This window comes from Fundidesulfovibrio putealis DSM 16056, assembly GCF_000429325.1.
Taxonomy (GTDB): Bacteria; Desulfobacterota; Desulfovibrionia; order Desulfovibrionales; family Desulfovibrionaceae; genus Fundidesulfovibrio; species Fundidesulfovibrio putealis.
The window spans coordinates 68,510-93,549 of record NZ_AUBQ01000003.1 but is presented as its reverse complement, the minus strand read 5'-3'; the positions used below and the strand labels follow the sequence as shown (position 1 = coordinate 93,549).

Annotated in this window: 28 protein-coding genes; 19 read left to right on the top strand and 9 right to left on the bottom strand. The window is 64.4% G+C overall.

What is annotated here, in order from left to right; all coding sequences use genetic code 11:
• Window positions 1-3 precede the first annotated feature (3 nt).
• Window positions 4-459, bottom strand: a complete 456-nt coding sequence (mraZ, locus tag G453_RS0100470) for a division/cell wall cluster transcriptional repressor MraZ (protein WP_027189441.1) — start codon at window positions 457-459, stop codon at window positions 4-6.
• A gap of 318 nt (window positions 460-777) precedes the next feature.
• Here mraZ and G453_RS0100465 point away from each other — a divergent pair, with 318 nt between their 5' ends.
• A complete protein-coding gene (locus G453_RS0100465) occupies window positions 778-1,794 on the top strand; it encodes an HD-GYP domain-containing protein (RefSeq protein ID WP_027189440.1) in 1,017 nt (338 codons plus the stop codon).
• Between the two features lie 224 nt (window positions 1,795-2,018).
• Here the strand turns inward: G453_RS0100465 and G453_RS0100460 are convergent, their stop codons facing one another.
• Complete coding sequence (locus G453_RS0100460; protein ID WP_027189439.1) at window positions 2,019-2,468, bottom strand: CBS domain-containing protein; 450 nt, start codon at window positions 2,466-2,468, stop codon at window positions 2,019-2,021.
• Between the two features lie 126 nt (window positions 2,469-2,594).
• Between G453_RS0100460 and G453_RS0100455 the strand changes: the two genes are divergently transcribed.
• Together G453_RS0100455 and G453_RS0100450 are read left to right on the top strand one after the other, a co-directional pair.
• Window positions 2,595-3,068, top strand: a complete 474-nt coding sequence (locus tag G453_RS0100455; protein WP_027189438.1) for a chemotaxis protein CheD — start codon at window positions 2,595-2,597, stop codon at window positions 3,066-3,068.
• A complete protein-coding gene (locus tag G453_RS0100450; RefSeq protein WP_027189437.1) occupies window positions 3,065-3,919 on the top strand; it encodes an HDOD domain-containing protein in 855 nt (284 codons plus the stop codon). The genes G453_RS0100455 and G453_RS0100450 overlap by 4 nt, the downstream gene beginning before the upstream one ends.
• 5 nt (window positions 3,920-3,924) lie before the next feature.
• On the opposite strand, the gene G453_RS0100445 is transcribed toward G453_RS0100450, so the two are convergent.
• Entirely contained in the window at window positions 3,925-5,181 is a 1,257-nt protein-coding gene (locus G453_RS0100445) for an HD domain-containing protein (protein WP_027189436.1), read from the bottom strand.
• A 124-nt stretch (window positions 5,182-5,305) separates the two neighbouring features.
• Here G453_RS0100445 and rplM point away from each other — a divergent pair, with 124 nt between their 5' ends.
• From rplM to G453_RS0100430, 3 genes are all read left to right on the top strand, one after another.
• On the top strand, window positions 5,306-5,731 hold the full coding sequence (rplM, locus tag G453_RS0100440; protein WP_027189435.1) for a 50S ribosomal protein L13: 426 nt from the start codon (window positions 5,306-5,308) through the stop codon (window positions 5,729-5,731).
• Between the two features lie 15 nt (window positions 5,732-5,746).
• Window positions 5,747-6,139 carry a 30S ribosomal protein S9 gene (rpsI, locus tag G453_RS0100435; RefSeq protein WP_027189434.1) on the top strand — a complete coding sequence of 131 codons (393 nt, stop codon included), beginning with the start codon at window positions 5,747-5,749 and terminating at the stop codon, window positions 6,137-6,139.
• Window positions 6,140-6,283: 144 nt separating this feature from the next.
• The gene (locus G453_RS0100430; protein ID WP_027189433.1) at window positions 6,284-7,561 is read left to right on the top strand and encodes a radical SAM protein; all 1,278 of its coding nucleotides are present in this window, start codon (window positions 6,284-6,286) and stop codon (window positions 7,559-7,561) included.
• 83 nt (window positions 7,562-7,644) lie between these two features.
• Here G453_RS0100430 and purM read toward each other — a convergent pair whose 3' ends face one another.
• The gene (gene purM / locus G453_RS0100425) at window positions 7,645-8,718 is read right to left on the bottom strand and encodes a phosphoribosylformylglycinamidine cyclo-ligase (protein WP_027189432.1); all 1,074 of its coding nucleotides are present in this window, start codon (window positions 8,716-8,718) and stop codon (window positions 7,645-7,647) included.
• A 72-nt stretch (window positions 8,719-8,790) separates the two neighbouring features.
• On the opposite strand from purM, the gene G453_RS0100420 reads away from it, so the two are divergent.
• The 6 genes from G453_RS0100420 (at window position 8,791) to G453_RS0100390 (ending at window position 13,696) form a co-directional block, all read left to right on the top strand.
• Window positions 8,791-9,162, top strand: coding sequence for a hypothetical protein (locus G453_RS0100420; protein ID WP_027189431.1), 372 nt, complete (start codon window positions 8,791-8,793; stop codon window positions 9,160-9,162).
• A 46-nt stretch (window positions 9,163-9,208) separates the two neighbouring features.
• On the top strand, window positions 9,209-10,222 hold the full coding sequence (gene amrS / locus G453_RS0100415; protein ID WP_027189430.1) for an AmmeMemoRadiSam system radical SAM enzyme: 1,014 nt from the start codon (window positions 9,209-9,211) through the stop codon (window positions 10,220-10,222).
• A gap of 214 nt (window positions 10,223-10,436) precedes the next feature.
• Window positions 10,437-10,766: a PilZ domain-containing protein gene (locus G453_RS0100410; protein WP_027189429.1), complete on the top strand. Its 330-nt coding sequence runs from the start codon at window positions 10,437-10,439 to the stop codon at window positions 10,764-10,766.
• Between the two features lie 190 nt (window positions 10,767-10,956).
• A complete protein-coding gene (locus G453_RS25800; RefSeq protein WP_051271299.1) occupies window positions 10,957-11,487 on the top strand; it encodes an RlpA-like double-psi beta-barrel domain-containing protein in 531 nt (176 codons plus the stop codon).
• A 281-nt stretch (window positions 11,488-11,768) separates the two neighbouring features.
• Window positions 11,769-12,998 (top strand): HD-GYP domain-containing protein, encoded by a 1,230-nt coding sequence (locus G453_RS0100395; protein ID WP_027189428.1) that lies wholly within the window; start codon window positions 11,769-11,771, stop codon window positions 12,996-12,998.
• Complete coding sequence (locus G453_RS0100390; protein ID WP_027189427.1) at window positions 12,995-13,696, top strand: hypothetical protein; 702 nt, start codon at window positions 12,995-12,997, stop codon at window positions 13,694-13,696. The genes G453_RS0100395 and G453_RS0100390 overlap by 4 nt, the downstream gene beginning before the upstream one ends.
• A 9-nt stretch (window positions 13,697-13,705) precedes the next feature.
• Here the strand turns inward: G453_RS0100390 and G453_RS0100385 are convergent, their stop codons facing one another.
• Window positions 13,706-14,929 carry an ABC transporter permease gene (locus G453_RS0100385; RefSeq protein ID WP_027189426.1) on the bottom strand — a complete coding sequence of 408 codons (1,224 nt, stop codon included), beginning with the start codon at window positions 14,927-14,929 and terminating at the stop codon, window positions 13,706-13,708.
• Between the two features lie 227 nt (window positions 14,930-15,156).
• Between G453_RS0100385 and G453_RS0100380 the strand changes: the two genes are divergently transcribed.
• Window positions 15,157-15,870, top strand: coding sequence for a substrate-binding periplasmic protein (locus G453_RS0100380; RefSeq protein ID WP_027189425.1), 714 nt, complete (start codon window positions 15,157-15,159; stop codon window positions 15,868-15,870).
• A 53-nt stretch (window positions 15,871-15,923) separates the two neighbouring features.
• Here G453_RS0100380 and G453_RS0100375 read toward each other — a convergent pair whose 3' ends face one another.
• Window positions 15,924-17,555: an FmdE family protein gene (locus G453_RS0100375; protein WP_043643874.1), complete on the bottom strand. Its 1,632-nt coding sequence runs from the start codon at window positions 17,553-17,555 to the stop codon at window positions 15,924-15,926.
• On the bottom strand, window positions 17,524-17,931 hold the full coding sequence (locus G453_RS21560; protein WP_051271297.1) for a winged helix-turn-helix domain-containing protein: 408 nt from the start codon (window positions 17,929-17,931) through the stop codon (window positions 17,524-17,526). The genes G453_RS0100375 and G453_RS21560 overlap by 32 nt, the downstream gene beginning before the upstream one ends.
• A 121-nt stretch (window positions 17,932-18,052) precedes the next feature.
• Here G453_RS21560 and G453_RS0100365 point away from each other — a divergent pair, with 121 nt between their 5' ends.
• The 4 genes from G453_RS0100365 to G453_RS0100350 all read left to right on the top strand — a co-directional run bounded on the left by G453_RS0100365 (window position 18,053) and on the right by G453_RS0100350 (window position 22,050).
• A complete protein-coding gene (locus G453_RS0100365) occupies window positions 18,053-19,423 on the top strand; it encodes an MATE family efflux transporter (RefSeq protein WP_027189423.1) in 1,371 nt (456 codons plus the stop codon).
• A complete protein-coding gene (locus tag G453_RS0100360) occupies window positions 19,416-20,300 on the top strand; it encodes a DUF2156 domain-containing protein (RefSeq protein ID WP_027189422.1) in 885 nt (294 codons plus the stop codon). Before G453_RS0100365 ends, G453_RS0100360 begins: the two co-directional genes overlap by 8 nt.
• Before the next feature lie 71 nt (window positions 20,301-20,371).
• On the top strand, window positions 20,372-20,842 hold the full coding sequence (locus tag G453_RS0100355) for an RT0821/Lpp0805 family surface protein (protein WP_027189421.1): 471 nt from the start codon (window positions 20,372-20,374) through the stop codon (window positions 20,840-20,842).
• A gap of 368 nt (window positions 20,843-21,210) precedes the next feature.
• Window positions 21,211-22,050, top strand: coding sequence for a PilZ domain-containing protein (locus G453_RS0100350; protein WP_027189420.1), 840 nt, complete (start codon window positions 21,211-21,213; stop codon window positions 22,048-22,050).
• 53 nt (window positions 22,051-22,103) lie between these two features.
• On the opposite strand, the gene G453_RS0100345 is transcribed toward G453_RS0100350, so the two are convergent.
• The gene (locus tag G453_RS0100345; protein WP_027189419.1) at window positions 22,104-22,319 is read right to left on the bottom strand and encodes a hypothetical protein; all 216 of its coding nucleotides are present in this window, start codon (window positions 22,317-22,319) and stop codon (window positions 22,104-22,106) included.
• A 122-nt stretch (window positions 22,320-22,441) separates the two neighbouring features.
• Between G453_RS0100345 and G453_RS0100340 the strand changes: the two genes are divergently transcribed.
• Window positions 22,442-22,744, top strand: a complete 303-nt coding sequence (locus G453_RS0100340; protein ID WP_027189418.1) for a hypothetical protein — start codon at window positions 22,442-22,444, stop codon at window positions 22,742-22,744.
• A gap of 56 nt (window positions 22,745-22,800) precedes the next feature.
• On the top strand, window positions 22,801-23,229 hold the full coding sequence (locus tag G453_RS0100335) for an amphi-Trp domain-containing protein (protein WP_027189417.1): 429 nt from the start codon (window positions 22,801-22,803) through the stop codon (window positions 23,227-23,229).
• A gap of 470 nt (window positions 23,230-23,699) precedes the next feature.
• Here G453_RS0100335 and rimO read toward each other — a convergent pair whose 3' ends face one another.
• Window positions 23,700-24,995: a 30S ribosomal protein S12 methylthiotransferase RimO gene (gene rimO, locus G453_RS0100330; protein WP_407635541.1), complete on the bottom strand. Its 1,296-nt coding sequence runs from the start codon at window positions 24,993-24,995 to the stop codon at window positions 23,700-23,702.
• Window positions 24,996-25,040: the final 45 nt, after the last annotated feature.

Genomic DNA, 25,040 nt, shown 5'->3' with positions numbered 1-25,040 from the left:
GCCTTAGAGTCTCAGCTCGAAGCCGGCCTGCGACAGGGCGGCCATGTCGGCGTCGAAGTTCTCTTCGGTCTCGCGGCGGCGCGATTCGAAGATGGCCTTATCCCACAGTTCAAATTTGGTTCCCACGCCGGCCAGGACGCAGTCCTTGTCCAGCTTGGCGTAGCCGCGCAGGTAGGGCGGGACCAGGATGCGGCCCTGCTTGTCCACCAGGACCTCCACCGCGCCGGAGATGATGAAGCGCTGGAGGTTGCGCAGGCGCTGGTCCAGGATGTTGACCCGCTGGAAGCTCTCTTCTATGCGCTCCCACTCAGGCATGGGATAGCCGACCACGCAGCCGTCGAAGTTTGTCAGCATGAGTTTCCCCTCGGGGGAATGCCTGAGCACCTCCTCCCGAAATTCGGGAGGCAGCATCAGGCGACCCTTGGGGTCGAGGTTACGCTCGGAATGACCGCGAAACATGCTCGTTCCTCACACTTCCTACCACTCATTACCACTCTTTCCCACAGCATCTCGAACAATCCCCCTCTTATGTCAAGTGAAAAGGGGGAAGGCGTTGTTCCGCCTGGGAGAAAAAACATGGGAACCGGTGGGAACGAGGAGTAGGGTTTCCCCCCCTTTTCACCCTTCAAGTGGAAATAGGCTGGAATCCCTGCACTTTGTAAAGGCTGCGAAAATTAAGGAAAACGTGATGCAGGCCTTGTCAGCGTGGGAGTGTCCGCGTAACAGGCTTGGCAAGCCGGTAACCTGTGCGGCGAAGCCTCAACCCATCCGAGAAACATGAGCGATAAGCGCAAGCTGGAAGCGATCGAGGACCTGGAAGAGGAATACTACCAGATAAGCCCTGATATCCTTCTGAGTTTCAACAAGTTCAGGCCGCCGCTCAACATCTACAAGCTCAAGGAAGATGTGGTGCGGCTGTTCCCCTATTATAAGGTAGGGGAGCGCCTGTCCAAGGAACAAGGGGAAGAACTGGAACAGATGGTCCGCGAGGGCCTCATGTTCGTCTCGCGCGCCGACCATCCGGTGTACGTCAAGCATATTTCCTTTCAGCTGGACCTGGTCCTCATGGACCGCCACCTCACCGAAGCCGAGATAGCCGACATCTTCCAGACCGCCCTCACCCGGCGCATGGAGGAATTCCTGGACCAACCCGTGAAGGCCGTGGCCGATAAGATCGTGGCCGACGTCATGGTGCTGACCGAGTACCTCTGGCAGGACTTCAACCGGGGCAAGGCCCTGGCCCGGCGAGTCCACACCAAGCACACCCTGGCCAACCACTCCGTGAACTGCGGGCTTGTCGGCCTCCAGATTTTCATCCAGACTCTCTCGGAGGACTTCCGGCAAGGCCCCAGATCCCGCCAGACCTTCGACCGCACCGCCCTGGGGCTCTTCCTGCACGACGTGGGCATGAGCAAGATCCCGCAGTTTCTGCGCGACAAGACCCAGACCATCACCAGCGAGGAGCGCCAGAAATTCCTGAAGCATCCCCTGCTGGGCGTGGAGATGCTCAGCAAGCTGGACCTCAAGTTCCCGGAAGTGGAGCAGTGCGTGTTGCAGCACCATGAACGGGTGGGAGGCGGCGGTTATCCGCAAAAGCTCTCCGGCGCGGACATCTCGGACGCCGGACTCCTGACCGCAGTGGTGGACTCCTTCTGCGCCATGATCACCGAACGGCCGCACGCCAAGGCCATGGAGCCCATGGCCGCCGCCGGAAGCATCGGCTCCGACGGCAAGTACGACTCAAGGTATTCCAAACAGCTGGCCACCTATCTGGTGAACACCCGGCAGGCGTAAGCTTTGTGGGCAATGCCCATGGTCAGCAGGTGATGCTGAAATAGCGGCAGACCAGATTGCGGCACGGGTAACCCCAATGGATGCCCTTGCACCGGGTTGATCCGCCTGCCCGAACGGTCCGGACATTTCGTCCGGCCTCTTCCGCCGATACTTCGAGATGTTGCGGCGCCTGCCCCGAACTGGCCGGGCCGCACGATCGTGACGTGAACGCCCGGCTTCCCGGGCTACCCCTCTATCTCGTCCAGCTCCATCTGCATGAACAGGTCTTCGGCGGCGATAACCCCCAGGACCTTCCCCCCTTCCATGACCACGGCCCAGCGCCTGCGGCTGGACAGCATGGCCTCCAGCACCGTGGACAGCGCGTCCTGGGGCTTCACCACGGGGACGTCGCGCTCCAGCGCGTCGCCCGCCCGGCGGGACAGGCTCTTGCGGCACACGGTGCGGAAGGTCTCCTCGAAGTCGCGCGCGGCCTTGCCCTTGAGCGCCTCGCCCTGGACGGCCTGTTCCATATAGAGGAGCAGCCACCAGGCGGTCACCACGCCCTTGAACTCCCCCTCGGCGGAGAGCACCACCGCGCAGGCCTTGTCCGGCTGGGCCTTCATGGCGGTTCGCAGGCCAAGGGCCACCTCGCGCAGACTTTCCGACTCGCGCACAGTCACAATGTCGGTGCGCATGACATCCCAGGCTCGTTCTCGTAACAGCATGGCGGTCCTTCCCTCGGGCGGCGCTTTACGCCGCCTGGATTTTCTGTATTAATATAGGGATAGGGGCCACTTGAAAAGGCCTGCGAGGCTCACAACGTGAAAAACCGCATTATCGTTACCATCTCTGACATGAAGGTGTCGCGCAAGCCAAACGACATCCTCGTGACGCATTCGCTCGGCTCCTGCCTGGGGCTGGCCGCCTGGGACCCCACGGTGGGGGTGGGCGGCATGATTCACTGCCTGCTCCCCAGAGCCACGAAGGCGGACGTGAAGAACCCCTTCATGTACGTCAACGTCGGCGTCCCACTGATGATCCGCAAGATGGTCTCCCTGGGGTGCACGAAAAACTCGCTGGTCTTCAAGGCCGCTGGCTGCGGACGCATGCTGCACATCCAGAACCAGTTCGACACCGGCGCGCAGAACCTGGCGATACTTGAGTCGCTCTTCGCCAAGAACGCCGTCACCCTGGCCGGGCGCGACGTGGGCGGCTCCATCCCAAGGACCATGTCGTTGGAAATGGACACGGGAATCCTGACCATCACGTCCCAAGGCAAGGAGTGGCACATATGAGCAGGCGCGAGGAAATACTCACCAGAGCCAAAGCCCTGCCGCAGATACCCGCCCCGGTAATGCGCATCATGAACTACATGTCCCAGCCCGACGCCGACATGAACGTGCTGGCCTCGCTCATCGAGTATGACCCCGGCCTTACGGTCAACGTGCTGCGCATGGCAAACTCCAGCTTTTTCGGAAGCGGCGCGCCGGTCAGCTCCGTACGCGACGCCCTGTTCAGGCTGGGCATGCGCCGCATTGTGCAGCTGGTGATCGCGTCCGGGGTGGCTCCCAACGCCAGGGGGGAGGTGGGCGGTTACGGACTGGAGCGGGGAGAGTTGCTGCGGTTCTCCATCGCCGTGGGGGTCGGAGCGGAGATTCTCGCTGCGCAGCTGGACATCAAGCCCCCCGACCACACCTTCACCGCAGGCCTCTTGAGCAGCATCGGCAAGGTGGTGCTCGGCAAGTATCTGGAGATCGACGGCGAACCCATCCAGGCCCTGGCCGTCAGGGAAGGCATCTCCTTCGCCCAGGCAGAACAGCGCATGCTGGGCATCGACCACTGCGAGATCGGGGCGCAGCTTCTGGCCTGGTGGGAGATGCCGGAGCAGATCGTCGCCTGCGTGCGCTGGCATCTGGACCCCTGCTCCGCGCCGGTCCAGGACTTGGCGGTGGACCTGGTGCACGCGGGCATGGTGGTTGCCAGCATGGCCGGAATCGGCCAGGGGGTCGACGGGCTGTTCTACGAGGTGTGCCAGGAGAGCTTCGAGCGCCTGGGGGTCACCCCGGCCGCCCTGACCGCCACACTGGAAAGGCTTGTGGGCAGCATCGAGGAAATTGAGGAGATACTGGGCCAGGTACAGGAGTAGCGGCGCTAATCGAAGTCCGCCAGCAGCGCCCCCACGTGCACCTGCCCCAGAAGTACCGTGGACGCGTACTTGCTCCGGATGCGCCACAGCCCCTGCTGCAACTGGTCCGAGGCGATGCCGTTCCTGAGCGCGGTGTAGGCTTCCAGAAAGGCCGCCAGGGAATCGCACATCTTGAGGAGATCGCCGTCCTTGGGGTCGAATTCGTCCGAGTTGTACTGCACCTGAAGCTCCATGGAGTCCACCTTGCGCACCACTCCGCCCACCAGGGCGCATGCGGAGAACTCCGAGCCTATGGACAGACCCAGGAAGAACGACAGCCGCTCCACCAGCTCGCCGTAGCCGCCACGGCGCAGCGGGTCCAGGATCACGCGCTCCAGCTCCTTTTCCTCGTACTCTTTTATGAGGTCGCCGATCTGCTCCACGGACTGCTTCACCGGGGAGATGATGTCGCGCGTCAGGAGCTCGGGCAGGTCGTGGAACAGGCCGCCAAAAAAGTCGTTCTGCGCGCGCACCGGGCAGGCCTTCACGGACAGGGCGAAGAAATAGGAGAAGCAGGCCACGATGAACATGTGGCCCAGCACCGAAGTTTCAGGGATGCGCGGGGTCTGCGACCAGCGCTTCTGGAAGCGCAGCTGCCCGCACACCTGGGCGAAGTGCCCGATGGGCGTGCGCGACTGGCCGAACAGCCCTTCCTTGAGTTCGGGGACGCCCTTGAGGCTGCTGTGGCGTTCCAGGCCGTTGCGGAAGGAATCCTCGATCTCCATGAGCTCCGTGTCGTGGGAGTTCATGGCCTTTATCAGGTTGAACTCCCAGCCGCTGGCATACAGGTGCGCGGCGGAGAGGATGCTCCTGTCCATGCCCTGCTCGTGGGGCTTGGAGATGTAATCCTTGAGGCGCTCCCAGAAGGGCTCGCCCATGCTGCGCACGCGCGGCTCGAGCTCCGTCAGCACCCAATCGGTCAGCTGGCGGTAGTGGGCCGGGTTCTCCTTTATCTTATAGAAGATGGGCGGCTTGATGTCGGTTATCACCAGCCGGTAGAGGTAGTCGAAGATGCCCCCCTCCACGATGCGCGTGCCCAGGTCCGCCCGCTCGTCAGGCCCCATGTCGCGCGAGTTGAGCAGGAAGAGCACCCAGGCCACCATCATCTTGTGGGCCTGCTTGTCCACCTCCATGAGTTCAGCCGGGCGGAGCTTGTCGTTCCAGCGTTTCATGGACGAACCGGAGAAAATAAGCTGAAGAAGACTCTTGCGTACGTTTGGCATAGGTTGTAACTACCTTCCCCCCGGACAAAGCTCAAGGCGAGAAAAAAATGCGGCCGGGTGTTGACATGGAGGATGCAAGTCCGTAAAGGACTCCTCTTCCCAGTCGCATGGAGGACATTTCGCAATGAAGACATATAGCCCGAGCAGCAAGGAAATCACCCGTGATTGGGTGATCGTGGATGCACAGGACAAGATCCTTGGCCGTCTGGCCAGCGTGATCGCCCAGCGTCTGCGCGGCAAGCACAAACCCGAATTCGCTCCCCACATGGATGCGGGCGACTTCGTGGTGGTGGTCAACGCCGAAAAGGTGAAGGTCACCGGCCGCAAGCTCGACCAGAAGATGTACTACCGCCACAGCGGCTGGATCGGGGGCCTGAAGGAAACCGTCCTCAAGGACATGATGGCCACCAAGCCCGACCAGGTGCTGATCAAGGCCGTCAAGGGCATGCTTCCCAAGAACCGTTTGGGTCGGCAGATGCTCAAGAAGCTCAAGGTGTACTCCGGTACCGAGCATCCCCACGCCGCCCAGCAGCCCAAGCCGCTGGCCTAATTAACGGAGCAGAACATGAGCACCGAATTCTTCTACGGAACCGGCCGTCGCAAGACCGCTGTTTCGCGCACCCGCCTGATCCCCGGTACCGGCCAGATCCTGATCAACGGCCGCCCCGTCGACGAATACTTCCCCCGCAGCGCGCTGCAGGGAATCGTTCGCCAGCCCTTCAACCTGACCCGCACCATGGGCAAGTTCGACGTGAACGCCACCCTGGACGGCGGCGGCATCTCGGGACAGGCCGAAGCCCTGCGCCACGGCATCTCCCGCGCTCTGCTCCAGGTGGACCCGGAGTTCAGGCCCGTGCTCAAGAAGGCCGGCCTGCTCACCCGCGACGCCCGCGCCAAAGAGCGTAAGAAGTACGGCCAGCGCGGCGCCCGCGCCAGGTTCCAGTACTCCAAGCGTTAATCGCTGGAAGACCGAAGACTGCCAAGGGCCGTCCCGAAAGGGATGGCCCTTTTCGCGTTGGCCGCACGCAGGGCAGGCCGGAACAAATCCCCGGCTTCACTTGCCGCCAGGTATCAGGCTACACTCGCGACATCAGGAGGCCGCATGGCATCAGACAAAATCCGCCCCAAGCTCGTCTTCGCCGACGCCGAAGGCAACATCTACGACCACCCGGAACTGGACATGCTGGTGCGCCGGGGCGATCAGCTGGGCCTGCCGCGCCCGGACGAGCTCATGCCCATGCCGCCGGAGAGCGAGCTGTTCCTGCTGCCCGGACGCTCCGCCCTGGGCCTGGACCCGGAATCCGGCGAGGTCGAGGAGCTGGAAGACCTGGCTGTGGCGGCTTTCGTCTCGCCCGGCCATACCCTCTCGGCCACCACGGCCTACAAATCGCGCGCAGGCGCGCCCACCCTGCCCCTCTTCGCCTACGGCGCGGTGGGGTTCGCCAACGACCGCTTCTACGTCTGCGCCAAGCGCGTGGACCAGGACCCGCGCCAGATATTCACCGGCGTGCAGCCCAAACGCATCACCGCCGGGGCGCGCTCGCTGATGAACCGCTTCCCCAAGAACCGGCTCATCAGCCATCTGGCCGGGTGCGCCCTGACCTCCTGCTGCCCGGCCGCCCGCAACCTGGCGCTGGGGCGCTTCGAGGCCCCGCTGCCCACGTCGCGCTCCTGCAACGCGCGCTGCGTGGGGTGCCTGAGCCTCCAGGAAGAAGGCAGCGGGTTCCCGTCCACCCAGAACCGCATCGCCTTCAAGCCCACGCCCGAGGAAGTCTGCCAGGTGATGCTGGCCCACTCGGAACGCGCCGACCGGCCCATCCTCAGCTTCGGCCAGGGGTGCGAGGGCGAGCCCCTCACCGAGGCGGCGCTTCTGGCCGAGGCCACGAAGCTGTACCGCTCGCGCGGCGGCAAGGGCACGGTGAACGTGAACACCAACGGCAGCCTGCCCGATGTTGTCGCGTCGCTTGCCGAGGCGGGGTTCAATTCCATGCGCGTGAGCATGGTCAGCGCCCGCGCCCCGCTCTACGCGGCCTACACCCGCCCGCAGGGCTACACGTTCGAGGACGTGGCCCGCACCGTAGAGCTGGCCAAGGGTGCCGGACTCTTCGTGAGCCTCAACTTCCTGTACCATCCGGGCGTGAGCGACACCGAAGAGGAACTGGCGGCCCTTGGGGACCTGATCGAACGCACCAGGACCGACTTCGTGCAGATGCGAAACCTCAACCTGGACCCGGAGCTCTACGCCTCCATCGTGGCGGGCTCGGGCCTTGGGTTCGGGGCCAGCATGGGGCTCGCGAACTTCATGAAGCGCCTGCGCAAGCGCTGCCCGTGGCTGAAGTACGGCTACTTCAACCCGTACCTGGGCGAGGGTGACGACTAGTTTCCTCCCTTCTCCTTGTCAGTGACAACAAAAAGGCCCCCTGCTCGCGCAGGGGGCCTTGCTTATCTGGAACCAGACAGTATCTAAATCTGACAGTTGGAGATGGTCGGCTCGTCCACCACCACGCGCTCGGACTCGGGCGTGGCCAGCTTCTCGATCTCGCCCAGAAGCCAGGCGTTCTCGTTCAGGGCCTTCAGCCTGTTCAGCACATCCTCGGCCAGGGTCTTGTCCACCACCAGCACGTATCCCACGCCGCAGTTGAAGGTCTGGAGCATCTCCGGCCAGGAGAGCTTTCCGGCGTCCTTCAGCCAGCTGAACACCGGGGGCATGGGCCAGTTGTCCATGGCCAGGTGGGCGGCCACGCCGCGCGGCAGGATGCGGGGGATGTTCTCGTAGAAGCCGCCGCCGGTGATGTGCACCATGCCCTTGATGGGGAAATCGCGCAGCAGGTTGAGCACGCTCTTCACGTAGATGCGCGTGGGGGCCAGAAGCGCCTGGGACACGGTCTGGCCGGTGCCGGGCAGCACGTCGGAGGCGGTGAGGCCGCTCTCGCCCAGGATCTTGCGGATGAGCGAGTAGCCGTTGGAGTGCGGGCCGGAGGAGGCTATGCCGATGACCGCGTCGCCGATGCCGATGGACGAACCGTCCACGATCTTGGCGTTGTCCACGATGCCGACGCAGAACCCGCCCAGGTCGTAGTGGCCGGGGGGGTAGAAGTCAGGCATTTCTGCGGTCTCGCCGCCAAGCAGGGCGCATCCGGCGTCGGTGCAGCCGTGGGCCACGCCCTTGACCACGCGCTCGGCCACGTCCACCTCAAGCTTGCCGGTGGCGAAGTAATCCAGGAAGAACAGGGGTTTTGCGCCCTGCACCAGGATATCGTTCACGCTCATGGCCACAAGGTCGATGCCCACGGTGGAGTGCCCGTCGAACTCGAACGCCAGCAGGAGCTTGGTCCCCACGCCGTCGGTGGAGGACACAAGCACCGGATGCTCGTAGCCTTGCAGATCGAGTTTGAAAAGGCCGCCGAAACCGCCTATATCGGTGATAACTCCCTTGGTAAACGTGGCCTGGGCCAGGGGTTTGATGCGGTTCACCAGTTCGCCCGCGGCGACGATGTCCACTCCTGCGCGGCGGTAAGCCTCGGCGCGGTCGCTCATAGGGGGGATGCTCCTTCGAATCTAATCACACTCTCTTAAGCCTTCCGGGGTCGGAATTCAAGGAGGTTGAACATGTTTGATAAAATCAGCCGTCTCGCGCTGTTTCTGGCGCTGGCTGCGGCGGCCTGCGCGTGGTACGGCGCGCCTGCGGCCCTGGCCCAGGACGACGACGAGCCCCGGCGTGACGTGACCATAGGCAACCCGGACCGCATGCGCTCCGGCGTGAACGAGCGCGGCGACAACGAGATGGTCATCGAGGCCAAACCCAAGCGCCAGCAGGAGGTTCCGGAACTGGGGCCGATCTACGTCATCCCTCAGGTGAACAACCAGGGATACGGGCAGCGCCCCCCGAACTCCGGCGGTCCCGTAATCCCGGTGCCCGTGCCGCAACAGCAGCCCCGCCCCGCTCCCCAGGTTCCGGGGAAAGCGCCGGTCCATCCGTAGCCCCGGACGCTGAAACGCGCCCACACCTCAGCCATGGAGGTTTGCCATGCACCCGGCCAGGCTTTGGAAACCGCTCAAGGACAATCAGGTCCAGTGCCGCCTGTGTTCGCACTTCTGCGTGGTCGATCCCGGCGAACGCGGCAGGTGCGGCGTACGCGTCAACCAGAACGGACAGCTTTACACCTTGGTGTACGACCGGGCGGCGGCCCTCAACATCGACCCCATCGAGAAGAAGCCGCTGTATCACTTCCTGCCCGGCACCCGCTCCCTGTCTTTCGGCACCATGGGCTGCAACCTTGGCTGCTCCTTCTGCCAGAACTACACCCTCTCCCAGCCGCCCCGCCAGGGCAAAGCCGTCCAGGGACACCCCGTCACGCCGGAGCTCCTGGTCCAGACCGCGCTGGACGCAGGCTGCCGCAGCATCTCCTACACCTATTCGGAGCCGACCGTGTTCTTCGAGCTGATGCAGGACACGGCAAAGCTCGCCAAGGAGAAGGGGCTGGCCAACGTGATGGTGTCCAACGGCTTCATGAGCCCGCAGTGCCTGGACGAACTGGCTCCCCTGATCGACGCGGCCAACGTGGACCTCAAGGCCTTCACGCCGCAATTTTATGAAAAGGTCTGCCAGGCCAGGCTTGAGCCGGTGAAGGCCAGTCTGGCCCGTATCCGCGAGTTGGGCTGGTGGCTGGAAGTGACCACGCTGGTGATCCCCGGCCTGAACGACTCCGACCAGGAGCTGGCCGCCATGGCCGCGTTCATCGCGGAGAAGCTGGGCAAGTCCACCCCCTGGCATCTGTCGCGCTTCCACCCCACCTTCGAGTTGCAAGATCGCCCGTCCACGCCGACATCGACCCTGGAAAGGGCCTGGACCGCCGGAAAGCACGCCGGGCTTGAGTATGTGTACCTGGGCAATGTGCCGGGAGACCCGCACAACGCGACCTTCTGCCCCGGCTGCGGCAGGCAGGTGCTCAGCCGCTCCGGCTTCAGCGTGACCGACATGGCCGCCGGGCAGGGAGCCTGCCCATCATGCGGGGCGGCCATCGCGGGCAGGTTCGCCTGACCAGGCACCGCAACGCAAATATGTAAACACATCCGACGCCTGTGCCGATTTCTTACACCCAGGATCGAAGAGGTATCAGCCAACTCGATGAAATGAAGTGATTTTTCCAGGTTAATCCTTTGGAGCACATTTTGCTTGATTTTTTTGCTTCTTTCGATCCGAGGCAGGAGACCGACAGCACGGCTTCACCGTCTAGTATGACATAGGAGGCACCATGGAAGAGCGCAGGCGTTACGACAGGGTCGGAGTGAATTATCACGCTAACAACTACGACTGCACCGTCGAAATAGACGGAATGTACTACTCCGCAAGACTGGTGGATATCAGCTCCGGCGGGGCACGCCTCAAACTCAGCGATGCCCCGGCTTACGACACATACGGGATGTACGGCAAGATAAAGGACGATTACTACGAGCAGCCCTACCTTCAGGGCGTCTACTACACTGTGGCCTGGCACAACGACTACGAAATGGGTATTTCCTTCACGGAGCCGCTCTCAAAGAAAACGGACGCCCTCTACGATTACTACTCGGCATCCGCTTAGACGCACCAAGCAAATCTGCGATCAATCCCTTCCAAGGGCTCGAACCCGGCTGACGCCATGTCAGCCGGGTTTCTGTTTCCCGGACAGGACGTCGGGGGGCATCCGGCCCGTTGGCTTTCAAAGATGAAAACTTGTCCATATTCCCGCGTCCGCCTTGCCCAGGGTGGAGCATCCTGCTAAATCAGCAACCATGATTAATTTGACAGGATACACCGAACCTCAGGGCGTATCCACAAAAAACGCCTCTACCGGTTCCTTTTCCTGGGCTCCGCTGGCCCTGGCCTTAGGCATTGCCTTCCTCCCGGGTTGCGCCAAAAAGACTGCCTGCCTGGTGGAACAAGACGCAGCCAACCTGTCTTGCTCCCCTACCAAGCTGTTCAGCCTGCCCAAACGCTCCGACAAGAGCCTTACCGTAACCGCCATGGCCTACACGGCCAGGAGCGTGGGCAAGTCCGGCAAGGCGGGCAAGGCCCTGCCGCGCGCCGCCAACGGCGACCTGCTCACCCCTGACGTCAGCGCCATCGCCGTCTCCCCCGACCTGATCGCGGAGCACGGCCTGAGCCTGGATAAAACCGTACGCATCGCCGGGCTGGAGGGCGAATACAAGGTCATGGACCTCATGAGCCCCCGCCATTCCAAAACCATCGACATTTATTTCGGGAACGACCACGCGGCTGCCCTGCAATGGGGCAAGCGCACCCTGACCCTTTCCTGGGAATAAGTCCGCAAGCGGGCCGCAAGGCCCTTCAGAGCCACTCCCTGGGGCTGGAGGTTCCTCCCCTCCAGCCCCCCTTCGGGGGGCTTTTTTTTGCCCGCGCCTCGCCCGACGAGGACGCGCACGGACACTTGCACTCACTGTAGAAACAGGAGTACAGAAAAGCGCGTTCCATTTCGGCCGGCATACAGGTTCGTTGCCGGAATGCAGGCCGCCCTCTTCCGCATCAGGCGCACCATGCAGAAGAGGCGCGGCGCGTTGGCCATCACCTCCGCCCGGAACGGTCCATGCTGAAAAAGATACGCGTCTTCGACCTTCAAGTAGGCATGTACGTGGTGGACACGGGCCTTTCCTGGCTCGACCATCCCTATCTGTACAGCACCGAGGGTGCCATCGAATCCGAAGAGAGCATCAAGGCCATCCGCGCCGAGGGCTTTTCCGAGGTTTTCATCGAGACCGACAGGGATCAGGTACGCCGCGACACGCAGCGCATCTACGACAAGGCCACAGTGGACCGCGCCATGGCCGACGCACTGCGGGACTCGCCCCTGTTCATGCCCACCAACAAATGCGTCCCCCTGGCTTCCGAGCTGCAGACCGCTGGCGAGATACATTCACGCTCGCTCACATCGCTGCGCTACGCCATGGAGGCCGTGGCTTCGGGCGTGCCCCTGGAACTTCAGCACAGCCTGGACGCCGCGCGCGACATCGCCGCCAGCGTCTCCCGCAACCGGGACGCCCTGATCTGCCTGAGCAGGCTCCACGACGCGGGCGGCTACCACATCCGCCACGGCGTGGGGGTCTCCGTGCTGGCCGCCGCGTTCGGCGACTTCCTGGGCCTGAACCGCACCCAGGTGACCGAGCTCGCCGTTGCCGGCCTGCTGCACGACGTGGGCAAGGCGCTCACCCCGCGCGACCTTCTTGAGAGGCCCGACAAGCTCTCGGACGAGGAATACCAACGCGTCAAACGCCACCCCATCGAGAGCTGCTCCGTGCTCTCGGTCAATGCGGCCCTGCCCGCGCACGTGCTCCGGGGGATCGCCGAACACCACGAACGCCACGACGGCTCCGGGTATCCTCGCGGACTCAAAGGTCCCGAGCAGTGTTTCTTCGGGCGCATCCTGGCCATCGCCGACGTGTTCGACGCCCTCACCCAGAAGCGCCCCTACAAGGAACGCCTCCTGCCGGACAAGGCCATGAGCGTCATGTACGCCCTGCGCGGGCGCGACTTCGAGCCTGCGCTGCTGGAACGCTTCATCAAGTGCCTGGGCGTCTACCCTGCCGGGAGCCTGGTGCGCATGAGCACCGGCGAGTACGCCGTGGTGTCAGAATCCAACCCCGACACGCCGCTTCGCCCCAAGATCACCGTGGTCTTCGACCAGGACCTGACCCCCATCCATCCGGTCAGCGTGGACCTCTCCGGCAAGCAGGGGCTGGCCCCGGCCCGCCCCCTGGAAGTGGCCGGGGTGGTGGACCACCGCGCCCACGGCATCCAGACCGGGGAGCACCTGCTGTGATCCTGGCCAAGCGCCCCAATGCGGGAGCCCGCTCCGCAGCCCGCAAGGAGGTCATGGACCGCCTGCTGGCCCGCTTCGAATGGCCCGTGGAGGAGGAGTTCATGCACTCCGAGTTCGAGGTGCACTCCGACCCGGTCCGCAAGGTCCACGTGGTCCAGTGGCCCAGGGAATCCGCCCACAAGGAGCCCGCGTTCGAGCGCTATCTGCACGAGATGGGGCACGCCCTGCTGGCCGAGAAGGTCCACCCGCAATTTTCCCGCCCCTCGTTCCTGCGCAACACTGACCCGGCTCTTCGCAACACCTATCAGGCGCTCTTTGACGCGGCCCTGGACTGGTACGTCCAGGCGCTGCTCATGGAGATCGCCCCGGACCAGCAGGGCGCAGACCTGGACGCGCGCTTCCGCCAGACCGCGCAGATGCTGCGCCAGGGCGCTGCCCTGCCAAGCGTGGAGTTCGTGGTGGATGCGGGCATGGCCCTGGCTTCCTTCCAGCGCTTCCGGGGGCTGGAGGCGGACACGCAGGGCAAGCTCACTGAGGTGGTGCAGGCGTTCCTGCGCACGCCACCGGACAAGCCCACCCTGTTCGGGCTGCAAAGCCTGGTGCGGGGGCTCCTTGGCGTGTTCGGGATGCACACTGCCAGCCTGGTGAGCGAAAAGGGATTCGAGCGCTGGCGCATCGACGCCGTGAAGAAGGACTAGCCGCTCCGGCTACCCCTTGCCGCGAAGCACTTGAAGCACTTCCACGTTGGCTGCCTGCCAGGCAGGGTAGGCCCCGGCAATCAGCCCCAGCAGGGCAGACCCGGCCAGGGCCTGCGCGATGAGCCATCCGTCGTAGACGTAGGGGAAGCTCCCCAGGGCGTAGACCACGGTCAGTAGCGCCAGGGCAGCCAGCACTCCGGCCCCGCCCCCCACAGCGCTCATCATGCCCGACTCCAGCAGGAACTGCCGGATGATGTCGGACTTGCGCGCGCCCATGGCCCGACGCACGCCGATCTCCAGGCGTCTGGCCCGCACCAGCAGGATCATGATGGACAGGATGCCCAACCCTCCCACGGCGAAGCTCAGGGTGGAGCTTATGAGCCCGAGCACGTCCACCAGGTCCAGGGCCTGCTGCTTGAGCTGCATGGTGTCCTCGGCGGTGAGCACGGAGAAATCGTCGCGCTTGCCGCCCACGATGTTGTGGCGGGCGCGCATGATGGCCGTGGCGGCCACCTTGGTCCGGGCGTAGTCGGTGCCGTCGGCCATCTGGAGGAAGACGCCGGTCACCCAGGTCTGGTTGGCCATGCGCCGCATGTAGGTGGAGAGCGGCACGAAAATCTGCTCGTCCTGGTCCGTGCCGGAAATGTCCGAGCCCTTCTCCTCCATGACGCCCACCACCACCAGCCCGGCCCGGTACACGTACACCACCTGCCCCACCGCCTTCTGCGGGTCGCCGAACAGCCGCTGCGCGATCTTGAGCCCCAGAACCACCACCTTGGCCCGCTCGCGTTCCTCCTCCGGAGTGAAGAAGCGCCCCAGGTCCGGCTGGACGTTCCTCACACCTGTATACTCGGGCCAGGTGGCTACCATCTGGGACTGGATCTTCACATTGCCGAAGCGCACCGGCATGGTGCGCAGCACCACGGGAACTGCCTTCACCACACCCGGCAGGGAACGGATCACGGCCTGGGCGTCCTCGAACTGAAAGGTGCTGGCCCCGCCTGCCGTGCGGGCAGCGCCGCCCCGGCTGAAACGCACCTGTCCGGCCATCACCGCGAACAGGTTTGGGCCGAGCTTTTCCACCTCGATCTCGGCCTGGCGCACCATGGCCTTGGAGACATGGCGCACCCCCGTCAAGGCCAGGGCGCCCAGGAACACCCCGAGCATGGCCAGCACGGTGCGCAGCTTGTGGGTGGAGAGAGCCAGCAGGGCGATCTTCAGGCTGAGAAGCATGGAAGAGGTTTATCCCTTTCGCCGTCCGGGGGCAATCGGGCCGTGCCGGCCGCACGCGAGGGCGAGACCGTTTTGGACTTGCCGGGAAACGCAAGTCGTGGCATTCCGTATATACGTAATAAGAATCCTTCTGCCGAAGGACCGCCCGGCTTGGTCTCCCTATTGCCGATCCCGGGCTTCGAGCCCGGGATCGGCCCCGCGTAGAGAACAGCCCGGAAGAGGTAACAATGAGAAATACGATCGCAGCCGTCCTGCTGGCCCTTGCCGCGACATGGTGGTCCCCGTCGCATGCACAGTCCTGGCAGCCGCTCACCATAGGGACCACCATCGCCCCGCCCCTCAGCACGCCCGACGGCAACGGCATGCTGGACCGCCTGCAGCGCGAAGCCTTCCTGCGCATCAACATGGGGGTACGCTTCGTGACGCTGCCCAGCGAGCGCGCGCTGGCCGAGGCCAATTCCGGAGGCATCGACGGCGACAACAACCGCATCGCGGGCCTTGAGAAGAGCTACCCCGACCTGATCCAGGTGCCCGAGAGCAACATGGCCTACGAGTTCACGGCCTTCGCCCTGGACCCCGCCGTGGAGGTGAACGGCTGGGAGAGCCTCGGCAAGTACAGCGTGGGATACATTCAGGGATGGAAGATTCTCGACGAGAACGTGAAGGCCGCCCAACTGACCAAGGTGGCCACGCCCCAGCAGCTCTTCGCCCTGCTCAAGGCCAAGCGGGTGGACGTCATCATCTACGAGCGCTTCGGCGGGGAACACTTCATCCGGGAGCTGGACGTCCAAGGAGCCAGGGTTTTGCAGCCCCCCCTGGCGAAACGCGAGATGTACCTCTACCTCAACCGCAAGCATGCCCCCATCGTGGAGGCTGTGGCCAAGGCCCTGCGGGACATGAAGGCGGACGGTTCCTACCAGGCCCTGTTCGCGCGCCCGTAATCCCGCCTGTAATGCAAGCTGAGATCACGGACGCGCGACCGGCGGAATTCTCGCTATTTGCCGAAGGGGCAGTGCGGGAAGGTGCAGCGGGCGCAGTTCAGGCAGAACCCGCCGTGGCCCATGCGGGCCAGAAACGCGCGGGTGATGCTCTGCCCGGCCAGCACCCTGGGCAGCAACAGGTCCAGGCTGGTGACCGCGTGGAACAGCGCGCAGGCGGGCACGCCCATCACGGGCACGCTGCCGATGCGCCCCAGAAGCGTCATGTTTCCGGGCAGCACCGGCATGCCGAACAGCACGTCCGTGACGCCCGCGTCCACGAGCCCCTGCATGGTCACGTCGCCGGGGTCCACGCTCATGCCGGCGCTGGTCAGCACCAGGTCGCACCCGGCGTCCAGCAGTTCGCGCACTCCGGCGGCAATCTCGGCGGCGTTGTCCGGGGCGAAGTGCACCTCGGCCAGCTCCGAGCCCAGCGCCTTGAGTTTTGCGGACAGCACGTCCGCGAATTTGTCCTCCACGAGTCCGGTGAACACCTCTGTCCCGGTGATGAGCGCACCGGCCTTGGCTGCGCGCATGGGGCGCACCTCGGCAATCGCTCCCGCTCCGGCACCGGCGTCAACCAGGCGCATGGCCCGCTCCAAAGTGTCCTGCCCGAGAAAGAGCGGGATGGCGCGCACGCCACCCACGGGCTGGCCGCTTTTCACCACCGTGCCGTCGTGGCGCACGGACAGGGCCACGTCGGCCAGGGCGTTCAGCGCTGCAAGGCGGTCACGGTCCACGGTGAACAGGCCGTCGCGCTGCGCCAGCAGGGTGATCTTGCCCTCGCGCGGGGGACCGGCCTGGACCATTGCCCCGTTTCGGCACAGGGCCTCGGCCAGGGCCTTGGCAGCGTCGTCCTCGTGGATGAACCCTTCGGCGGAGTTGTCCTCACCGGCCACGTACACGTGCATGCGGCCCATGCGTTGCAGGCGGCACAGATCCTGGGCGCCGAAGGTCTGGCCGCGCGTGAAGGCCGCGTCCTTGGACTTGCCCGGCTCCACCTGGGTCATGTCGTGCAGGGCCTGGCGGCCCACGGCCTCCTCCACGGGGACGGCGTGCAGGCACGGCCTGACAGCTGCCCGCACCACGGGGTCGCGCCCGGTGCAGCCCAGGCAGACGCTGCCGTGCTTGGAGGGATAGGCCTCGCCGCAGACGGTGCAGACGGCGATGTCGCCCTTGGAATATTTGCCGAGAAAGGCCGGGCTGACCTCCACGGCGCGGGTGGTCAGGATGGAGTCTCCCGCCGAGAAGATCTCTTCCTGCAGCACGGCAGTGTCCTGGTCCTTCTTGGCCTTACGCTTCAGGAACCAGCCTTCGATCTCGGGGAAAGGCCCGAACTTGGAAGGGTCGAGAAAAGTGCGGAAGCCCTTGCCGGTGTATTTGTCGTAGAGGGTCAGCGCGTAGCGGCCCAGGTCGTGGATGCGAAGCCACCCGTTGCCCACCGTGCAGGGCGTGAACAGCTGGATCGCGTCGGGCAGGCAGGCCTGCGTTTCGCAAAGGGCCTCGAAGAGCGTCCCCTCCGGCAGTTCCCGCCGGGCCGCGTCCACCATGAAGCCGCCCACAAGGAGGCCCGGCGCGGCGTAGTTGTGGAACTCGGTGATGCGCTTAAGATACTCCTCACGCGTCAGGTTGCAGACCGTCGCATGCATCAGCACTCCTCGCTCCTTGCTCTTCAAAGGGTTTCACCGGCCAGGGGAAGACCTCCCCGGCCCGCGCCAGCGCGTATCCTTCCACGTCGGCGTGCCATGCCGAGAACGCCTGGGCCAGCCTCTCCCCCAGCGGGGTGAGCACGAAGCCCCTGTGTCCAAGGGCCTTCTCCACCAGCGGTTCCCCGGCGATGGCCTCGCTGGCCTTGAGCCTGCCCCAGGCCGCCCGGTAGGACATGCCCATGGCCTTGGCCGCCTGATTGAGCGACCCGCTCTCCTGGATGCGCAGCAAGAGCTCCGCCCGGCCAAGCCCCATGAGCATCCCACCGGAAGTCTCCAGCCAGAGGTGCAGCCGGAGCGTGGGATTTACCGTGTCCATCTTGCCCCCTATGTCTGTATTAACATATCTATGCACGGGCTAACATAACTGTAACTCCCGCACAAGGCCCCGCCAAATCCCCGTTGACCCGGCCCCCGGCCTTACGTACCCCTGGACGCCCATGAACATAGACGCCTCCACGCCCTACCGCTCCATCTGGCGGCTCACCTGGCCCCAGATCCTGATGATGGTCTTCCAGTTCCTGATCGGCGTGGCCGACGTGTACGTGTGCGGGCGCATCGGCAGGGAAGCCCAGGCGGCCATGGGCCTGGTGAGCCAGGCCCTGTTCTTCTTCCTGACCGTGGCCATCGCCGTGGCCAACGGCTCGGTGGCGGCGCTCAGCCAGTCGCTGGGCGCGGGCAAGAAACTGCGCGCCGCGCGCTTTGGCGGCCTGTGCCTGATCTCCGGGGTGGCGCTGTCCGGAGTCATCGTGGTCTGCGGACTGCTTCTGAAGGACGTGTTCCTTTCCCTGCTGAACGTCCCCGCCGAGGTCTACGGCCCGGCCCGCGACATCCTGGGCCTGTTTCTGTGGCTTCTGCCCATCAACTACCTGTTCCTGCTGACCAACGCGGTGCTGCGCTCCCACAAGATGGTCATGGCTCCGCTGTATGCCATGGGCCTTGGGTGCGTGGTGAACGCCTGGCTGGACTTCGGGCTGGGGCTCGGCTGGTGGGGCATGCCGGACATGGGCTACATGGGCGTGGCCTGGAGCACCTTCTGGGCCATGGCCATCGGCCTGTGCTGCAACCTGATGCTCCTGGCCCGGGCCGGCCTGGTCAGCCGGACCATGGTCCCCGCCTGGCGCTGGTCGCGGGTGGCCTGGCGCTACGTGTTCCGGGTGGCCTGGCCGTCGGGGCTCATGCAGGTGGTGTGGCACACGGGGTATCTGGTGCTCCTGTCCATCACGGGCGGGCTGCCTTCGGGCGGGGTGGAAGCTCTGGCAGGATTCGCGGGGGGCTCCAAGGTGGAGTCGGGCATCTTCCTGCCCGCCTTCGCCTTCAACCTGTCGGCCTCCATCCTGGTGGGCCACGCCCTGGGCAGCGGCGACGCCGCCGAAGCCAAGCGCATGGGGTACCGCATCTGGGGCCTGGGCGTCGTCATCATGAGCCTGATGGCCGTCTGCCTGTGGCCGTTCCTGCCGGAACTCTCCTGGCTGTTCGCCCCGGACGCGGCAGTGGCCGCCCAGACCGAGAGCTACCTGCGCTACAACCTGCTGGCCATTCCCTTCACCTGCACCGGGATGATCCTGGCCGGGGCTTTGACCGGGGCCGGGGCCACGGTGTACACGCTGACCATATTCGGTTTGTCCATCTGGGTGGTGCGCCTGCCCGTTGCCTGGTGGCTGGGCTGGAAGGCCTGGGGCACCGCCGACGGAGTATGGCTTTCCATGCTGGTCTCCCAGATCTTTCAGGCCTCGGCCCTGCTCTTTATCTTCCAGTTCAAGGACTGGGCCAGGTTTTCCATGATTAAACCCAGGAATTCCCGTGACTAAAGCATATATGCCTCTCTCGCTGGACGGCCAGGCCGAGTACCTTGCCCGGCTGTCCAAATGCCCGCAGAAAGTGTCCGACTACTCCTTCGCCAACCTGTGGGGCTGGTGCGAGGAATACGGCCTGGAGTGGTCCTTCGGCGACTCCCACGTCTGGCTGCGCCAGACCCGTCCCGACACCGTCTACTGGGCCCCCGTCGGCCCGTGGGACTCCGTGGACTGGAGCCGCTGCCCCACCCTGGCCGGGGGCGGGTCCTTCATCCGCGTGCCGGAGCGCCTCGCTCAGATCTGGCAGGAAACGCTTCCGGGCCAGGTGCAGTCCCAGGACGCCCGCGAACACTGGGACTACGTCTACTCCGTTCAGGAGCTGACCAAACTGTCCGGCAACCGCTTCCACAAGAAGAAGAACCTGCTGTCGCAGTTCATGAAAACCTACGACTACGACTACCACCCCCTCACCGCCGACTGCATCGAGGAAGTGCTCCAGATGCAGCTGGAATGGTGCCAGTGGCGCGAGGCCGAGTGCGACGCCACCCTGGTGGCCGAGAACCGGGCCATCGCCCGCGTGGTGAAGGACTGGGACCGTTTGCCCAACCTCCTGGGAGGAGCCATCCGCGTGGAAGGGCGCATGATCGCCTATACCGTGGCCGAGGCCCTGGACGACTCCATGCTGGTGATCCACTTCGAGAAGGGCCACACCGGCTTCAAAGGCGTGTACCAGGCCGTGAACCAGATGTTCATGGAGCAGCAGGGCCAGGACTTCGAGTTCGTGAACCGCGAACAGGACTTGGGCGACGAGGGGCTGCGCAAGGCCAAGATGAGCTACAATCCGACGGGGTTTCTGAAAAAGTGCAGTGTCGCTATTTCCGCGCGATCATGAACATCCTTTCAGTAGCCAAAACGTTGCACCACTGTTATCACCCCGCCCATCTACGTTCGAGGAGGAAGGTCATGCAGCATGTGGCCAGGTTAGTTCTTTTTGCATTCTGTATACAGTTTCTGGCGGCGTGCGCCGACGACGGAACCATCCGCAAGCGCGACGTGGGCATGGTGGTGGGCGGAGCAGGCGGAGCCGTGGCCGGACAGGCCATCGGCGGCAGCGATCCCACGGCCAGGGTGTTGGGCACGCTCCTGGGCGTTGTCGTAGGCGCGGCAGTGGGCGGCTACCTGGGCAGCCTCTGGGACGACTACGACCGCAAGCAGGCGGCCTACGCCCTGGAGAACACCCGCGACAACAGGCCCGTCACCTGGCGCAACCCCAACACCAACAGCGAAAACACTTTCACACCGACCCGCACCTACGAGACCGGCAACACCCCCTGCCGCGAGTTCACTTCGACCATCTACATCGATGGCAAGAAGGAAGTCGGCAAGGGCACGGCCTGCCGCCAGCCCGACGGCACCTGGCGCATCAACAACTAGAACCGTGGGCGCACCTTCCAAGGCTGCGCCCATGGCTCATGGCCCCGCCCCAGGCCAAGCGGTCGTCCTATCCGTGAAAGCAGATCCCTGCCTTCACGATCACCACAGCAGCCTTTCCCCGGCACGGAGCGCGCGGCCTGCGCGCTCCGTTTCGGCTCCTGCCTCCCCCATCCGCCCGAGAGCGCACAAGCGTCACTGCCAGACCCCGCAACTGTAACGAGTCCAGTGCATATTGCGGCCATACGTACCCTCTGGCGGCAAATATACGTCGTACCCTGTCGCGCCTCTTTTCCGGCATCAGGCTGGCCCTGGTCAAAACCGACCCCGGCGTTCTCAAAACCCTGTCCTCGGCTGCCGCCCAGCAGGCCGTGTTCCAGCTGGAAATCCAGCAGGACAGGGAACGCAGCCACCACCACTTCCTGAGCCTCAGATCATGCAGCAAGGACGCAATGGTCCTGACCAGCGCTACGCCGTTTTTCATGGTGAGGGAAAGCTGGGAGAAAAAGGTCTTCCTGTTCCGCTTCCTGCTCCAGACCGACCCGGCCAAACCGCCGCTGCTGCACAAGTTCCGCAGCCGCATCCTCCAGGCGGGAAAAGACAGGAAGACCATCACGGTGGCGGTGCCCCGGGACATCATCGCCCTGGAACAACGCCGCAACGTCCGCATCAAGCCGCACCGCAAGCACCTGCCCTCGCTGGTCCTGTGGGGAGTCCACAGGAACCAGGACGACACCCGGAAGGTCTCGCTGCACCATCACGTGATCCTGGACCTGCCCGCCTCCGCCGATGAGACCCACAAGGCCGTCCGCAACATCTCCGCAGGAGGCGTGCGGCTTTCCCTCGCGCCGCGCGTGTTGGCCCAGAACAAGGATTGGCTGGAGACCGGGCGCAAGGTCATCGTGCAGCTGGTGTTTTCCGGCAGCGCCTTCGACAAGCAAACCAAGCACATGTTCGTTGCCAAAGTCTGCAACTGCCGCACGGAAGGGACCTCGCGCCCTGAACTTGGCATCCAGTTTCTGGCCGCGCGCATGGCCGGCCCCAAACCCTTCTGGAAGCCGCTCGACAAGAACGGCTGCGAGCTCCTGGCGCGGGTCATTCACTCCATGCAGGTGGAATACTACTCCCAGGCCAAGCAGCGCCTGGCCGAACGCGAAGGCAGCCTGCGCGTCGAAACCGATGACACTGCCCGCCCGAGGAAAAGCGCCTGACCACTCGGCCCGCGCCCGTTCCGCCGCGACCTGACCGCAGGCGCGCCTGCCCCCTACTTCTTCACCGGTCCTTCCTGGCCGGTCAGGTGGTTCATGGAGTAGCCGCCCTGGTAGATCACGCCGGTGGTGGTATCCAGCACGAACTCCAGATCCCCGTCGCGAAAATAGGCGTAGCGCCCGATGTCGCGCCCCTCCAGATATCCCCAGACGAAGGCGGCCAGCAGAATCACCAGCGCCGCCCGGAAAATCAACTCAGCTGTCTTGTTCATTGGCTGCTCCTTAGTTGGCAGGGATGGACCCGACGGAGCCCCAGGTCAAGCCCCGCCACTTTACAGAGGCCTCGCGCCAAGTGTATCAGTGTACATATTTCGTACACAATCTGGAGGCCAGCATGTCCATCTTCAAGAAAGATCGAGAGATTAAACGCATGATTTTCAACATATATTCTGACATCGCCGAGCGGATCGAGCACCTGAAAACTGAAGCAAAACACTACGACAAACGACTCGATGTGGACACAGCCGTGAACAAAGCTTTGGAGAAATTCATCAACAAGGCCGAGAAGAAAATGGACGAGATGCGCCGCGAGGGAAAGTCCAGGCGTACAAAGCACGGCGAGGCACAGGCTCCCGACAACACTCCCGCCGACCCCGACGGGACAAACCGCGCCCAGGATGAATCAGCCTCGGGCTGATTTTTCGTGGCCGTCCCCCAGAACAACAACACGGCACCAGCCGCAGGAGAATCACCATGAGCAAGTCGAGCATTTCCCTGAAAGGAAGCATGGACCCCCAATCCCTGGCGCAGCTTCTCGAAGACATGGCCAAGAGCGTCAAGGCCGGGACCGTCTGCCTGCAGAAAGGCGGCGAGTTCGTCACCCTCAAGACCTCCGGCCCCATGGACTTCACCATCGAAGCTGCGGTCAAGAAGGGCAAGCAGAAGCTGGAAATCGCCGTGAAGTGGGAAGAGCGCGCCGAAATGGCCGCCCCTGACGAGATCACCATCTCCGCCGTCGAGCCCGAGTCGCCGCCCTGCGATCCCGAAGTGGTTGAAATTATCGAGGTGGTCGAAGTCCCGTGCGATGTCGCCCCCTTTGCCCAGGAGAACGCCGGGACTGAAACCGCTGCCGAACCCCTGGTCGGCGAGGTGAAGGAAGGCAAGAAGAGCAAAAAGAAATAGCAGCGATGCCGGGGCTTCGCTTCGGGCAGGAGTTTCTGGGGCTTCGCTTCAGGCCGGAGTTTCTGGCCCCACCAGGGCTCCGCCCTGGACCCGCCAGGGGGATGATCCCCCTGGACCCTCAATGGGCTTCGCGTCGTGTGCGGGAGGCTTGGGCTTGGGGGGGAGTGGCTGGAGCTGGCGGCTGTCCCGTCCGTGTCCTGGCGAGCGGGCTAGAACCGATTTGAAGACGATTCGTCGCCCGCCCGCCAGAACCCGACCGTGGTAGCCGCCAGCCCCAGCCACCGCCAAGAATCTCACTCTTGAGATAAGAAAGCCCTGAAGCACGGCTTTGCGTGCTTCAGGGCTCTTTCCTGCGTGAATCTGAAACGGAACGGTGCTGCCCGCGAAGCGGAAAGCCGGGTCCAGGGGAGGCTTCTCCCCTGGCGGGTCCAGGGCAGAGCCCTGGCAGGGTCTGGGACGGAGTCCCAGTATTATCCGACCAACCCCACCAGATCGTAGATTTTCGTCTCCTCGATCACGGCCTTGACCATGGCTCCAGGCTTGACGCCGGGTCCGGACACGTAGGTGACGCCGTCGATCTCAGGCGACTGGAACCAGGTGCGCCCCACGTGCAGTCCGGGCCATTCGGGGTGCGGCGCATCCACCAGCACGTCCATGGTGCGCCCCTCGAAACCGGAGAGCCACTCCTCGGAGATCTCGGCCTGTGCGGCCATGATGGCCTCGCGCCGCTTCTGGCGGGTCTTGGGGCCGACCTGCCCGGGCATGGACGCGGCGGGCGTGCCTTCCTCGGCCTGGAAGGCGAACACGCCCAGGTGCTGGAAGCGCACCTCGCGGATGAAGTTCAGCAGATAATTGAAATGCGCGGGCTTCTCGCCGGGATAGCCGACGATGAGGCTGGTGCGCATGGCCGCTTCGGGGAAGCGCGAGCGTACGAGGTCGATCACGCGGCGCGGGTCCTTGGCGAAGGGGCGCCCCATGGACTTGAGGATATCCGGGTGGGCGTGCTGGAGCGGGATGTCGAAATAAGGGAGCAGCGGCGCGCCAGCCGAGGCCATGAAGTCCAGAAGCTCCGGGGTGAGCCCGGCGGGGTAGAGATAGAGCAGGCGCAGGCGCTCAAGGCCGGAGAGCGGCAGCAGGTTCTCCAGGAGCTCGCGAAGGCTGGAGGGGTCGGCGAAGTCCTGGCCGTAGGCGGTCAGGTCCTGGGCCACGAGGATCAGTTCTTTGCGCCCGGAGGCCAGCACCTGCCTGGCTTCGGCGGTCAGCTCGGCCACGGGTCGGCTTTTCAGTTTTCCCCGGATGGAGGGAATGGTGCAGAAGCGGCAGGCGTGGCGGCAGCCTTCGCTGATCTTGAGATAGGCGTAGCCGGGCGGGCTTGAGAAGATGCGCGAGGGGGCGGCGTTGGCTGCGCGGCCCATGGCCAGGGCGATCTTGGCGGGCCAGTCGGGCAGCTCGTGGGTGGAGAGCCACAGGTCCACCTCGGGCAAGCCTGCCTTGAGGTCCTCGCCATAGCGGCTCACCAGGCATCCGGCCACCACCAGCAGCGGCTTGGGGGATATGTCGCGGATGGCCTTGGCGGCGTCCAGGATCTCGGCCAGGGACTCCTCCACGGCGGGGCGGATGAAGCCGCAGGTGTTCACCAGGACCACCTGCGCGTCCTCGGGCCGGTCCACGGGTTTGGCTATGCCGGGCAGTCCGCCCAGCAGGTACTCGGAATCAACCAGATTCTTGGGGCAGCCCAGGGAAATGGTGTGTATGGGGGTTGTCAAGTTTCTTGCGGTCATGTTGTCCGCACGGTATCAGGAATCGCTCGA

Excerpts from the sequence above, each read along its gene's own strand:
- mraZ (WP_027189441.1), bottom strand. The coding sequence starts at position 459 with ATGTTTCGCGGTCATTCCGAGCGTAACCTCGACCCCAAGGGTCGCCTG.
- G453_RS0100465 (WP_027189440.1), top strand. The coding sequence starts at position 778 with ATGAGCGATAAGCGCAAGCTGGAAGCGATCGAGGACCTGGAAGAGGAA.
- G453_RS0100460 (WP_027189439.1), bottom strand. The coding sequence starts at position 2,468 with ATGCGCACCGACATTGTGACTGTGCGCGAGTCGGAAAGTCTGCGCGAG.
- G453_RS0100450 (WP_027189437.1), top strand. The coding sequence starts at position 3,065 with ATGAGCAGGCGCGAGGAAATACTCACCAGAGCCAAAGCCCTGCCGCAG.
- G453_RS0100445 (WP_027189436.1), bottom strand. The coding sequence starts at position 5,181 with ATGCCAAACGTACGCAAGAGTCTTCTTCAGCTTATTTTCTCCGGTTCG.
- rplM (WP_027189435.1), top strand. The coding sequence starts at position 5,306 with ATGAAGACATATAGCCCGAGCAGCAAGGAAATCACCCGTGATTGGGTG.
- rpsI (WP_027189434.1), top strand. The coding sequence starts at position 5,747 with ATGAGCACCGAATTCTTCTACGGAACCGGCCGTCGCAAGACCGCTGTT.
- G453_RS0100430 (WP_027189433.1), top strand. The coding sequence starts at position 6,284 with ATGGCATCAGACAAAATCCGCCCCAAGCTCGTCTTCGCCGACGCCGAA.
- purM (WP_027189432.1), bottom strand. The coding sequence starts at position 8,718 with ATGAGCGACCGCGCCGAGGCTTACCGCCGCGCAGGAGTGGACATCGTC.
- G453_RS0100420 (WP_027189431.1), top strand. The coding sequence starts at position 8,791 with ATGTTTGATAAAATCAGCCGTCTCGCGCTGTTTCTGGCGCTGGCTGCG.
- amrS (WP_027189430.1), top strand. The coding sequence starts at position 9,209 with ATGCACCCGGCCAGGCTTTGGAAACCGCTCAAGGACAATCAGGTCCAG.
- G453_RS0100410 (WP_027189429.1), top strand. The coding sequence starts at position 10,437 with ATGGAAGAGCGCAGGCGTTACGACAGGGTCGGAGTGAATTATCACGCT.
- G453_RS25800 (WP_051271299.1), top strand. The coding sequence starts at position 10,957 with ATGATTAATTTGACAGGATACACCGAACCTCAGGGCGTATCCACAAAA.
- G453_RS0100395 (WP_027189428.1), top strand. The coding sequence starts at position 11,769 with ATGCTGAAAAAGATACGCGTCTTCGACCTTCAAGTAGGCATGTACGTG.
- G453_RS0100385 (WP_027189426.1), bottom strand. The coding sequence starts at position 14,929 with ATGCTTCTCAGCCTGAAGATCGCCCTGCTGGCTCTCTCCACCCACAAG.
- G453_RS0100380 (WP_027189425.1), top strand. The coding sequence starts at position 15,157 with ATGAGAAATACGATCGCAGCCGTCCTGCTGGCCCTTGCCGCGACATGG.
- G453_RS0100375 (WP_043643874.1), bottom strand. The coding sequence starts at position 17,555 with ATGCATGCGACGGTCTGCAACCTGACGCGTGAGGAGTATCTTAAGCGC.
- G453_RS21560 (WP_051271297.1), bottom strand. The coding sequence starts at position 17,931 with ATGGACACGGTAAATCCCACGCTCCGGCTGCACCTCTGGCTGGAGACT.
- G453_RS0100365 (WP_027189423.1), top strand. The coding sequence starts at position 18,053 with ATGAACATAGACGCCTCCACGCCCTACCGCTCCATCTGGCGGCTCACC.
- G453_RS0100355 (WP_027189421.1), top strand. The coding sequence starts at position 20,372 with ATGCAGCATGTGGCCAGGTTAGTTCTTTTTGCATTCTGTATACAGTTT.
- G453_RS0100345 (WP_027189419.1), bottom strand. The coding sequence starts at position 22,319 with ATGAACAAGACAGCTGAGTTGATTTTCCGGGCGGCGCTGGTGATTCTG.
- G453_RS0100340 (WP_027189418.1), top strand. The coding sequence starts at position 22,442 with ATGTCCATCTTCAAGAAAGATCGAGAGATTAAACGCATGATTTTCAAC.
- G453_RS0100335 (WP_027189417.1), top strand. The coding sequence starts at position 22,801 with ATGAGCAAGTCGAGCATTTCCCTGAAAGGAAGCATGGACCCCCAATCC.